Origin of the sequence: Corynebacterium sp. HMSC055G02 (genome assembly GCF_001809065.1) — a bacterium.
In the GTDB taxonomy this organism is placed as follows: Bacteria; Actinomycetota; Actinomycetes; order Mycobacteriales; family Mycobacteriaceae; genus Corynebacterium; species Corynebacterium jeikeium_D.
In genome coordinates this window covers 1-10,100 of record NZ_KV795662.1, presented here as the reverse complement: position 1 = coordinate 10,100, position 10,100 = coordinate 1, and the positions used below count along the sequence as shown (strand labels likewise).

Sequence of the window (10,100 nt, the reverse complement as noted above, 5' to 3'; positions counted from 1 at the left end):
GCATGCGGACACACTTTTCTTTACTTAACCCGGGATCGTCGTAAAGCACAGTGCATCGAGCCGTGCGAAAACCTTAAAGTGGGGGAAAATAAACCGCGTACACACCCTAGCGGATAGGATGTTGTGCATGAGTAAGGAATTCGCCTCAGCAGGAACGCTGTCCGACGATAAGACGCTGCCGTGGGTCGTGCGCATCTTCGTCTACACGGATGCTGAGGGCAGCCAATCGGCTGCTGAGAAGGTTCGTGGGGTGCTCGCGGAACTGATTCCGGATCAGGAAGTCAACGTCTACGAGGATGTCATGCCCGATGTGGGGCGCACTTCCTCTCTCGCTGATTTGTGGGCGGAGGCCAACCCGGGCATGGATCCGGGGGATCGGAAGCGTTACCGCATCAGTGTGGTGGCTCCGGGGCTGTCTCACTGCGAAATGGCGGACCTGGCAGGCCCGCTCGCTGAGGCCGTCAGCCCGGGGTGGGCAGAGGGGGAGGCTGCGACCAAGGTCGCGAAGGGCGATGTCCCGTGCCGTGTCGCTGTCGGGCGTGCCGACGAGCACCCGGGCGAACCCCCGCTAGTGCAGAATTAACCAGAATTCGGAATTAATCCGAAGCGAGAGCTGTTATCTGGGTTACATCCTAAGAGTCGTTTGCAATGACGACGCTTCACAACCATGAGAGGGAAGTGATTCCGAAAATGGCACACACTATTTCGCATGATGAGGCCGGTCAGCGCTACGTTCTCACCGTAGAGGGAGAAGAGGCCGGCTTTGCCGCTTACACCCCGGTGGAAGGTGCCCTGGACTTTGACCACACGGTTGTAGATGGCAAATTCCGTGGACAAGGCCTGTCCAAGCCGCTTATCGCAGGCGCGCTGGATGATGTTCGGAAGAACAACCGAAAGATTCGCACCAGCTGCTCCGCTGTTGCCAACTTCGTGGAGAAAAACCCGGACTACCAGGATCTACTGGCTGACTAGTCGCTGAAGGGCGAAGAACGCACAAAGAAGCCGGCCGGCTGCTCACGATAGGAAGAGCAGCCGGTCGGCTTTTGTATGTAGAGCTAGTTTTAGGGCGGGGCTAGATGAAGTCTCCGTCACCCTGGACGTACACCGCCGGATCGCACAACGGCTTGTGCTCTTCGGGCTTGGCAGGGCGTACGCGGCCCGGAATTCCTATCACGATGGAATCGGGTGGGCAGCTGTGGGTGACCACGGAGTTGGCGCCGATTGATGAGCCTGCACCAATTGTGATGGGGCCAAGGACTTTCGCACCTGCTCCGACGGTGACGTTGTCCTCCAGGGTGGGGTGGCGTTTTACCTTCTCCAGTGAGCGGCCGCCAAGCGTCACGCCGTGGTAGAGCATGCAGCCGTCACCGATTTCTGCGGTTTCGCCAATGACGATGCCCATACCGTGGTCGATGAAGAACCTTCGGCCAATTTGAGCGCCCGGGTGAATCTCAATACCAGTCAGCCAACGGGAAAACTGTGCGAGTACTCGTGCAATGCCCTTGAAAATCCCGCCTCGTTTCCAGAGGCGGTGCGAGAATCGGTGAATCCAGATTGCGTGTAGGCCGGAGTAGACAATGGCATTTTCTACATCACTGCGCGCAGCTGGGTCATGCGCACGGGCATTGTCCAGATCCTCTTTGAGGATTCGGAAAAAGTCACTCATGGGCGTCAATTCTATCTGGTCGGAGGTGTGGGCAATGCAAAAACCCGCTTGCCGACGGAAAGTGCCAGCTAGCGGGCTCTGCAGAGAAGGTTACGGGCGCTTATAGTGCTCGGCTTTAGTCGCGCAGATCCTCGTACAGGATGGAGGAGACGTAGCGCTCGCCGAAGTCAGGAACAATCACGACGATGTTCTTGCCCTCGGACTCCGGGCGGGCTGCAATCTCGAGAGCAGCCTTGATGTTTGCACCGGCAGAAATGCCGCCGAGGATGCCCTCGGCTGCAGCGACCTTGCGGGAGACCTCAATAGCGTCCTCGTTGGTAACCGCAATGATCTCGTCGAGAAGCTCCTGATCGAGAACCTCTGGGACGAAGTTTGCGCCCAGACCCTGAATCTTGTGCGGGCCGGCGGTGCCCTCGGTCAGCAGCGGGGAGGCCTTCGGCTCAACGGCAACCAGCTTGATGTCCGAGTTGTGCTTCTTCAGCGTGCGACCAGCACCGGTAATGGTGCCGCCGGTGCCGACACCAGCCACGAAGTAATCAACCTTGCCGTCGGTAGCTTCCCAGATTTCTTCACCAGTGGTTGCCTCGTGGATAGCCGGGTTGGCCGGGTTGGCGAACTGGGAAGCCAGGATTGCATTGTCGGTGTTAGCCACGATTTCGTTGGCCTTATCGACAGCGCCGCGCATGCCATCCGCGCCCGGGGTGAGTACAAGCTCAGCGCCAAATGCGCGCAGAACGACGCGGCGCTCCTGGCTCATGGTGTCCGGCATAGTGAGAATGACCTTGTAACCGCGGGCTGCGCCGACCATTGCCAGCGCGATACCGGTGTTGCCCGAGGTACCCTCGACGATGGTTCCGCCCGGCTTGAGCTCGCCAGAGCGCTCGGCGGCATCGATAATTGCGTTGCCGATGCGGTCCTTGACCGAGTTGGCAGGGTTGTAAAACTCCAGCTTGGCAATCACGTTGCCCGGCAGGCCCTCGGTAACACGGTTGAGCTTAACCAGCGGGGTGTTGCCGATCAGTTCAGTGACATCGTTATAAATAGTCATTAATCTTATCCATTCCGGAAATCACAGAGGACTTCCTAATGAGTTTTCGCGTGTAGCCGTAGTGTACGCCTGATCCTGCAATTAGTACAGACCAGTTCGTCTATTTTATGGCTTGCGTAGGGAAGTGGAAGCTGTCAGTTCCGGTGCCGCCACCGTCATAGTCGCCGCGGCCGGCGCCGTCGCAGTCGCACCGCTATTTTCGCAATGCCCCTGCTATTGCCACGTTAACGCTGTCTCATTGCCTCGCTCGTCCTTACCTCCATTGTGAGGGTAAAGAGCATTAAAGTTTCTTAGAATCCACTATTCTGAGACGTGATTTACAGTGCACGGGAATGCCTTGTGAATAGGCAGCGGCCCTCGCCACTGTGATTGGGTGCGATTGCGGCCCTTATCTGCACAGCGGTTATATGTGATAACCGAAAAACGCAGACAATGGACTCAGCGATTGCGGTGCTTCGTCGAAGCCACTCAGAGGGACTCAAACCTTTGGGGAAGGAGGCGAGGCATTAATAGAAGTGTGAAGCTTTCCTCAGCCCATCAGCCAGGAGACCGACTGTAAATCATCCAATTCGCGTCCGCGGATTGGCGGTCGAGCGGTGCTGTCGAGGTGAATAGCGCCGTAGAAAGATGATTTACATCATGCATATTGCTGAGGGATTTCTCCCAGTCACTCATTGCATTGGGTGGGGTGTAGCTGCCGCTCCCTTTGTCATTCACGGCGCAATTCAAGTCAAGCGCACTATGAAAGAACATCCCGGTAGCGGCATGCTGCTCGGTGCTGCTGGTGCGTTTACCTTCGTGCTCTCCGCAATCAAGATTCCATCTGTGACGGGTTCCACTTCGCACCCGACAGGTACAGGTTTTGGTGCTGTAATCTTCAAACCTCCGGTGATGGCGCTGCTTGGCTCCATCGTGTTGCTCTTCCAAGCAATCTTGCTCGCTCACGGCGGCATTACGACGCTCGGTGCGAACATCTTCTCCATGGCAATCGTCGGCCCGTGGGTTGGCTACGCCTTCTACGTATTGACTCGAAAGCTCGGCGGAGGCCTACTACCAGGTGTGTTTATGGCAGCGTTCTTCGCTGACCTCTCCACCTATGTTGTGACCTCCGTGCAGCTCGCTCTTGCACACCCGGCAAACCCGGGCGGTGTCGGCGGCGCTCTGGCTACATTCCTCGGCCTGTTCGCTATCACGCAGATTCCGCTGGCGATCATCGAGGCTCTGGTCACCGTCATTCTCATGCGCACCCTGCTGGCCGTGGCACATTCTGAGCTCCTCGATCTCGGCTTCCTGTCCCGCTTCGGTGATGCGCCAGCACCGGCGCTGGAGGCGAAAGCTGCAGAAGCCACGGCTGACGCTGTTGCAGGATCTGTCACTTCGCAGAATGCGGCAGCTGCATCCGTATCTGGCCAGAAGCAGTAGCCGTCGTCAAGCGAAAAGAAGCGAAAGAGAGCACGATTATGAATGCAAAAAACAACGCGCAGATTGTCGACGCACAGGCAGCTAGCCAGCCGAAGAAGAACTCCGTGTGGGTCAGCGTTGGTCTCATTGTCCTGGTAGTCGTAATTGCCATGTTCCCGCTGTTCTTCAACTACGGGGACGACGACGCCGAGGAGCCGTTCGCCGGCACTGATGCCACCGCTACGGAGACAATTCAGGAAATCGACCCGAACTACGAGCCGTGGTTCGAGCCACTCGTCGGCGAGCTGCCGGGTGAGGTCGAGTCGGGTCTGTTCGCGCTCCAGGCCGTTATCGGTGCTGGCGTCCTGTTCTACGTTATTGGCTTCTACCGAGGGAAGGCTGCTGCGCGTTCGGACAAGCGCGAGAAAGAGCAGTGAATGCGCTAGAAGCTGCAGCGGCGCGCAGCGCTTGGGCACGCCGCAACGTGGGTGAAAAGATTCTGCTGCTCGGTGGGCTGCTGATTCTGGCGGTTGCGCTACCGCCAATTCCCTTTGCGCCTGTCATTGCGGTCATTGCTTGGTCTATTGCGTACATAGCCCGAGTGCCCCGCAAGCTGTATGTGGCAATGGTGCTGGCACCGGCGGCTTTTGTGCTCGTCGGCGCGTTTCCGCTTTTGGTAGCGCTTACTCCCGACGGTCTCGCGTGGTCGCCGGATGGCCCGCAGCGAATGGCGCAGGTTGTGATGCGTTCGTTTGCGGGTATCAGCTGCACGATGGTCTTTGCGCTGACCACTCCGATTTCGGAGCTCATTGCCTGGCTCGACAAGCACGGCTTGCCGCGATACTTGACGTACCTCGCCGAGGTGATTTACCGGATGACCGGCGTGCTGATTCACTCCGCACACTCGATGACGGAAGCGCAAGCACGACGCTTGGGACACTCCACGCGCCGGGCGATGATCCGAGATGTAGCGGCACAGTCCGCCAGCCTCTTTGTAATTGCCTTTACCCGCGCGCGCAAGATGCAAGAGGGAATCGAGCTGCGCGCCGATCCGAGCGCAATGAAAGTACTGGTGATTTCGCGGCCCAGGCAGCCGAAGTTCATCGCGATATCCAGTGCATTACTTTTGTCGTTGATTGCGGCCTGGGCGCTGCTGAAATGGGGTGTATAGGGATGTCGAGCAGCAGGAAAAATCGCGCTGATCACGTACATGGTGCCAACGGTGTCATTGTCGAAGCGGCTGCAGTTACATACGCTTACGACGAAACCCACGTTCTGAAAGGCGTGGATCTGGCAATTTCGGGTGGCGAGCGCCTAGCGCTGTTGGGGGCAAACGGTTCGGGCAAGTCCACGCTGTTGCGTATGCTCGCGGGAGCGTCTAAGCCCAATAGTGGTGAGGTCCGCCTTGACGGCACCGTCTACACGTACTCCCGGCACGGCCGCAATGCGGTCCGTCGCTCAGTGCAGATGGTCACGCAGGATCCGGATGAGCAAATCTTCGCGGCTAGCGTGTTTGCAGACGTCTCGTTCGGTCCCGTCAACCTGGGGCTTAAGAACGAGGAAGTCGAACGGCGCGTCCGGCAGGCTCTAGGTACCGCCGAGATCACCGATCTCGCCGAACGCGTTCCGCACCAGCTTTCCTATGGTCAGCGCAAGCGCGTCGCTCTCGCTGGTGCGCTGGCGATGCATCCGCGTGTGCTGCTTCTCGACGAGCCCTCCGCCGGCCTCGATCCGCAGGCGACCCGAAAGCTTGCACACACGCTCAATCAATTGCGCGATCAGAGCACTGCCGTCGTCGTCGCCACGCACGACATCGACTTCGCGTGGAATTTCGCCGATAGGGCAGCGGTGCTTGCCGACGGCAAACTGCGCGTCGGCGCCAAGGAAGAAATTTTGGCCGATCGACGGTTGGTCGAACATGCTCGACTGGCTTTGCCCTGGGCGCCCGTGGTCTCCAAGGCGATTGGGCGAGATGTGTGCCATCCAGAGGATGTTTAGGCGAGTGGCTTGGTTGGTGAATAGCTCATCGATATGTGCAGCTAAACCGCGCTAAAAATGAGAAAAACGCCCGCGGGTAGGGCGCAATGCCTATAAAGATAGGCCTAGAAATATAGGCGAAGCTGTCGCATTTCTTCGCTTCCATTTCACGTCACACCTGTCCGCGGGCGATCTCCGTGGCCGTGGCACTTTGCAGTGTCCTCGGCGCATCAGGCAGGTATTCGGACTTCCTGGCGTGACCGACAATAAGGGGATGACGACTGCCGCTTGCTTCGATGCTTACGTGCAGAACCTTATTATCAATTTTCCTACTTTTCGCCGCTTCCCAAGGTTGAAATAACCTCAGTGCCGTTGACGAATTTTGTTCCAGATTACCGCTGCGGGACAGTTCCGGAATTGCACCGGATTCCCTCTTGCGTCTGCTGTGCACCACCTTCGGACAACCACGTGGAGGACGTAGCATTAAAGATGGAACTCAACAAAACCTGTTGCAGTGATAACAATAGCGCAATGAACTAAATAAGCGAAGGTCTTTTTCGAAAATGTCCGCATTGGGGGTAAAACGCTGTTCATTACCCTCCGTTATCAACATTCACGCAGTTTGTTAGCGGAAAAATTGTTACCCCCTACCTTGCGCCTATTTGGCGACAGCGGGGCTAATGGCAGGATTTATCCTGGTGTTTTCTTTACGTACTTGTAGAGAAACCTAGTTGTTTCCTAAGATTGTGTGACGGATGCCTTAATGCAGGTGTACCCGTTCGGAGGGTACTATCTACTTTGTACGGTTTACAGCCCCCGAAAGGGTCAGTAGTCGCTGAGCGGTAGTTGACCATTTCGTAGGAGTGTAAGTCGGCGCGAAGTCACAGGCTGATGGTGCCTCTGTGGGTACCAGTGAAGCAATTTGCCCGTTACGCAGGAGGACGCGAGATGGATCCCCACCGCATTCTGGACGACAATGAGGTTATTAAGTCGTCCTTGGTCGCCCTAAAGAATGCGACTGGTATTCCGGTCACAATGTATGCGGAAGTCACCGATAACTCTAAGATGCAGATCAACAACTGGGTTGGCCTGCGTACCCCAGCCCTGCAGAATCTGACTGTGGAATCGGGTGCGGGTGTCGGTGGTCGCGTGTTGGCCACGCGCCGCCCGGTGGGTGTCAGTGACTACCTGCGCGCCAAGGTTATTACCCATGAGTATGACGACAAGATTCGTGACGAAGGCCTGCACTCGCTGGTCGCCGTGCCGGTGATCGTTTCGCGTCTTGTCCGTGGCGTGCTCTACGGTGGCGTGCACTCCTCGGTGCGCCTGGGGGACAAGGTTCTTGAAGAGGTCACAATGACCGCCCGTTGCCTGGAGCAGGACCTCGCTGTCGTCGATGCCTGCCGCAACATGGATCGCTCTGGCAACGGTAAGGGCGGCCGCATCATGAATGGCGCTGAGTGGGAGCAGGTTCGTTCCACGCACTCCAAGCTGCGCATGCTCGCTAACCGTGTGGATGACGAGAAGCTGCGCCAGGAGCTCGAGGTGCTCTGCGATCAGATGGTCACCCCGGTTCGCGTCAAGCAGACCACCAAGCTGTCGGCTCGTGAGCTCGATGTTCTCGCCTGTGTCGCCCTCGGTCACACCAACGTCGAGGCCGCAGAGGAAATGGGCATCGGTGCCGAGACGGTTAAGTCCTACCTCCGCTCCGTGATGCGCAAGCTGGGCGCCCACACTCGCTACGAGGCCGTCAACGCGGCTCGTCGCATCGGCGCACTGCCGTAAACCGCTTGACGACGGTTCCTTTGCGTCCAAACCCGCGGGTATTGGGGTAGTCAGTTCTGCTACCTGACCCGCTACTTACCCCCTGCTTGCCGCTGGGCTTCGCGCTCACCACCGGGGATCCACTTAACGTCGTTTCCGTCATTGGCCACTCTCGAAAGAATAAACAGCAGGTCAGACAGGCGATTGAGATACTTCGCCGGTAGGACTGAGGTGGTTTCGGGAAATTCGCGGCAGGCAGCCCATGCTGCACGCTCAGCTCGGCGAGTAATCACCCGAGCTGTGTGTAGCAGTGCTGCGGCTGGTGTGCCTCCCGGGAGGATGAAGGAATCCAGTTTCGGCAGTTGTTCATTGAATTGGTCGCACCAGTGCTCGAGTCGCTCGATGTAATCCGGCTCGATACGCAACGGCGGGTACTTCGGGTTTTCTTCAATAGGTGTTGCCAGGTCGGCTCCGGCATCAAATAGGTCATTCTGCACGTAGCGAATGACAGCCGAGATTTCGTCGTCAAGCGTGCCGAAACTGAGCGCCTGGCCGAGTGCGGCGTTGGCCTCCTCGCACGTGGCGTAGGCGATAAGGCGAGAATCATCCTTGGGAACGCGGCTGAAATCGGATAATCCAGTGGTGCCGTCGTCGCCGGTGCGAGTGTAAATGCGAGTTAGATGAACGCTCATAGCTTCAAGCCTAAGCGCGATATTGCGAAATGTGGTTGGCTGGGGGAGTGGGAAATGAGCGATTTCTGGTTAAAGGCGGAGCGACGCTAAATGGTCAGGTTCAGATTTCCGGGGCGAAGAACTCGGTTCTGAAACTGATGGGTGCGGCGCTTCTCGCCGAGGGCACGACAGTACTGACGAACTGCCCTGAAATTGACGACGTGCCATTGATGCAAAAGGTCCTCGAAGGGCTCGGCTGCTCCGTGACGCGCGAGGGCGACCGGATTGAAATCACGGTGCCCGAAGAACTCTCGCATCACGCCGATTTCGATGCCGTGCGCCAGTTCCGCGCCTCGGTCTGTGTGCTCGGGCCGCTGACGGCGCGTACCCGTAACGCGATTGTCGCACTGCCCGGTGGTGACGCTATTGGTTCCCGCCCGCTGGACATGCATCAGGCTGGCCTGGAGAAATTGGGAGCACGCACCTATATTCACCACGGTTGCGTGGTGGCTGAGGCGGGGCGACTCAAGGGGGCGAACATCAAGCTGGACTTCCCGTCCGTCGGCGCGACCGAGAATATTCTGACCGCGGCCGTACTAGCGGAAGGTACGACTGTGCTGGATAACGCCGCCCGTGAGCCCGAAATTGTCGACCTGTGCGAGATGCTCGTGGAGATGGGCGCCAAGATTTCGGGTGCGGGATCTAACACCATCACGGTTGAGGGCGTAGAGAAGCTGCACCCGACTGAGCACAAGGTTGTCGGCGACCGAATTATCGCAGGGACCTGGGCTTATGCTGCAGCGATGACCGGCGGCGATATTACGGTCGTTGGCATTAACCCTAAATACCTGCACCTTCCTCTGGAAAAACTGAAGAACGCAGGCGCTCAGGTCGAGACCTACCCGCAGGGCTTCCGCGTGCGTATGGACGGGCGTCCGCAGGGTGTGAACTACCAAACGCTGCCTTACCCTGGCTTTCCGACGGACATGCAGCCCATGGCCATTGCTCTGTCTGCGGTGTCCGAAGGGACGTCGGTGCTTACCGAGAACGTTTTTGAGTCGCGCTTCCGGTTTGTCGACGAGATGATTCGCCTCGGCACTGACGCGACTATCGATGGTCATCACGTGATGATTCGCGGAAAGGAAACGTTGAGTTCGGCACCTGTGTGGTCTTCGGACATTCGCGCCGGAGCGGGACTAGTGCTTGCTGGACTGTGCACTGAAGAAGGTGACGTCACTGAGGTGCACGATGTCTATCACATTGATCGCGGTTACCCGGGCTTCGTAGAGACACTCAATTCTCTTGGCGCATCGGTTGAACGGGTTAGCTAGTGATTGTTGGCCTCTGGTCAGTGGCTAACGGCTAAGCGCACGGTGCTAGTTAAACACGCGGTGCGGAAAACCATCGCAAGTCTTCGGTTCTGGATGCTTCAGAACCGTAGGGAGTGATTCTCCAGTGGTGGCTTGTGGTGGTTTTCTCTATTTTACCTGGGGTTTTGTGTCTTTGGTGGGGTGTGTGTAATGTATTCGGGGTCAGCGCGGCCAGGCAGTTTATGTGTTTGGTTGGCTGATGT

Annotated in this window: 11 protein-coding genes and 2 riboswitches; of the genes, 8 read left to right on the top strand and 3 right to left on the bottom strand. The window is 57.7% G+C overall.

All coding sequences use genetic code 11. From position 1 onward, the window contains the following. Nucleotides 1–127 precede the first annotated feature (127 nt). The gene (locus HMPREF2547_RS07920; protein WP_048733759.1) at nt 128–583 is read left to right on the top strand and encodes a hypothetical protein; all 456 of its coding nucleotides are present in this window, start codon (nt 128–130) and stop codon (nt 581–583) included. A gap of 107 nt (nt 584–690) precedes the next feature. Continuing rightward, nucleotides 691–972: a GNAT family N-acetyltransferase gene (locus HMPREF2547_RS07915; RefSeq protein ID WP_049173078.1), complete on the top strand. Its 282-nt coding sequence runs from the start codon at nt 691–693 to the stop codon at nt 970–972. A 100-nt stretch (nt 973–1,072) separates the two neighbouring features. On the opposite strand, the gene epsC is transcribed toward HMPREF2547_RS07915, so the two are convergent. Then, on the bottom strand, nt 1,073–1,666 hold the full coding sequence (gene epsC, locus HMPREF2547_RS07910; RefSeq protein ID WP_005511963.1) for a serine O-acetyltransferase EpsC: 594 nt from the start codon (nt 1,664–1,666) through the stop codon (nt 1,073–1,075). A 115-nt stretch (nt 1,667–1,781) separates the two neighbouring features. Beyond that, a complete protein-coding gene (gene cysK / locus HMPREF2547_RS07905; RefSeq protein WP_049173059.1) occupies nt 1,782–2,714 on the bottom strand; it encodes a cysteine synthase A in 933 nt (310 codons plus the stop codon). A 303-nt stretch (nt 2,715–3,017) separates the two neighbouring features. Continuing rightward, nucleotides 3,018–3,287: riboswitch (cobalamin riboswitch) on the top strand. A gap of 66 nt (nt 3,288–3,353) precedes the next feature. Between cysK and HMPREF2547_RS07900 the strand changes: the two genes are divergently transcribed. From HMPREF2547_RS07900 to ramA, 5 genes are all read left to right on the top strand, one after another. Continuing rightward, complete coding sequence (locus HMPREF2547_RS07900; RefSeq protein ID WP_049190264.1) at nt 3,354–4,136, top strand: energy-coupling factor ABC transporter permease; 783 nt, start codon at nt 3,354–3,356, stop codon at nt 4,134–4,136. Between the two features lie 38 nt (nt 4,137–4,174). Further along, nucleotides 4,175–4,552, top strand: a complete 378-nt coding sequence (locus HMPREF2547_RS07895) for an energy-coupling factor ABC transporter substrate-binding protein (protein WP_049173058.1) — start codon at nt 4,175–4,177, stop codon at nt 4,550–4,552. Beyond that, nucleotides 4,549–5,286, top strand: coding sequence for a cobalt ECF transporter T component CbiQ (cbiQ, locus tag HMPREF2547_RS07890; protein ID WP_049190262.1), 738 nt, complete (start codon nt 4,549–4,551; stop codon nt 5,284–5,286). Before HMPREF2547_RS07895 ends, cbiQ begins: the two co-directional genes overlap by 4 nt. Nucleotides 5,287–5,288: 2 nt before the next feature. Continuing rightward, nucleotides 5,289–6,113 (top strand): energy-coupling factor ABC transporter ATP-binding protein, encoded by an 825-nt coding sequence (locus HMPREF2547_RS07885; protein WP_049190261.1) that lies wholly within the window; start codon nt 5,289–5,291, stop codon nt 6,111–6,113. 194 nt (nt 6,114–6,307) lie between these two features. After that, nucleotides 6,308–6,565: riboswitch (cobalamin riboswitch) on the bottom strand. A 475-nt stretch (nt 6,566–7,040) separates the two neighbouring features. Next, nucleotides 7,041–7,877 carry an acetate metabolism transcriptional regulator RamA gene (gene ramA, locus HMPREF2547_RS07880; protein ID WP_005511953.1) on the top strand — a complete coding sequence of 279 codons (837 nt, stop codon included), beginning with the start codon at nt 7,041–7,043 and terminating at the stop codon, nt 7,875–7,877. Between the two features lie 71 nt (nt 7,878–7,948). Here the strand turns inward: ramA and HMPREF2547_RS07875 are convergent, their stop codons facing one another. Beyond that, nucleotides 7,949–8,548: a cob(I)yrinic acid a,c-diamide adenosyltransferase gene (locus tag HMPREF2547_RS07875; protein WP_049173053.1), complete on the bottom strand. Its 600-nt coding sequence runs from the start codon at nt 8,546–8,548 to the stop codon at nt 7,949–7,951. Between the two features lie 47 nt (nt 8,549–8,595). On the opposite strand from HMPREF2547_RS07875, the gene murA reads away from it, so the two are divergent. After that, nucleotides 8,596–9,858 carry a UDP-N-acetylglucosamine 1-carboxyvinyltransferase gene (gene murA / locus HMPREF2547_RS07870; protein WP_224433880.1) on the top strand — a complete coding sequence of 421 codons (1,263 nt, stop codon included), beginning with the start codon at nt 8,596–8,598 and terminating at the stop codon, nt 9,856–9,858. Nucleotides 9,859–10,100: the final 242 nt, after the last annotated feature.

Coding starts and splice junctions, on each gene's coding strand:
- HMPREF2547_RS07920 (WP_048733759.1), top strand. CDS start 128: ATGAGTAAGGAATTCGCCTCAGCAGGAACGCTGTCCGACGATAAGACG.
- HMPREF2547_RS07915 (WP_049173078.1), top strand. CDS start 691: ATGGCACACACTATTTCGCATGATGAGGCCGGTCAGCGCTACGTTCTC.
- epsC (WP_005511963.1), bottom strand. CDS start 1,666: ATGAGTGACTTTTTCCGAATCCTCAAAGAGGATCTGGACAATGCCCGT.
- cysK (WP_049173059.1), bottom strand. CDS start 2,714: ATGACTATTTATAACGATGTCACTGAACTGATCGGCAACACCCCGCTG.
- HMPREF2547_RS07900 (WP_049190264.1), top strand. CDS start 3,354: ATGCATATTGCTGAGGGATTTCTCCCAGTCACTCATTGCATTGGGTGG.
- HMPREF2547_RS07895 (WP_049173058.1), top strand. CDS start 4,175: ATGAATGCAAAAAACAACGCGCAGATTGTCGACGCACAGGCAGCTAGC.
- HMPREF2547_RS07885 (WP_049190261.1), top strand. CDS start 5,289: ATGTCGAGCAGCAGGAAAAATCGCGCTGATCACGTACATGGTGCCAAC.
- ramA (WP_005511953.1), top strand. CDS start 7,041: ATGGATCCCCACCGCATTCTGGACGACAATGAGGTTATTAAGTCGTCC.
- HMPREF2547_RS07875 (WP_049173053.1), bottom strand. CDS start 8,548: ATGAGCGTTCATCTAACTCGCATTTACACTCGCACCGGCGACGACGGC.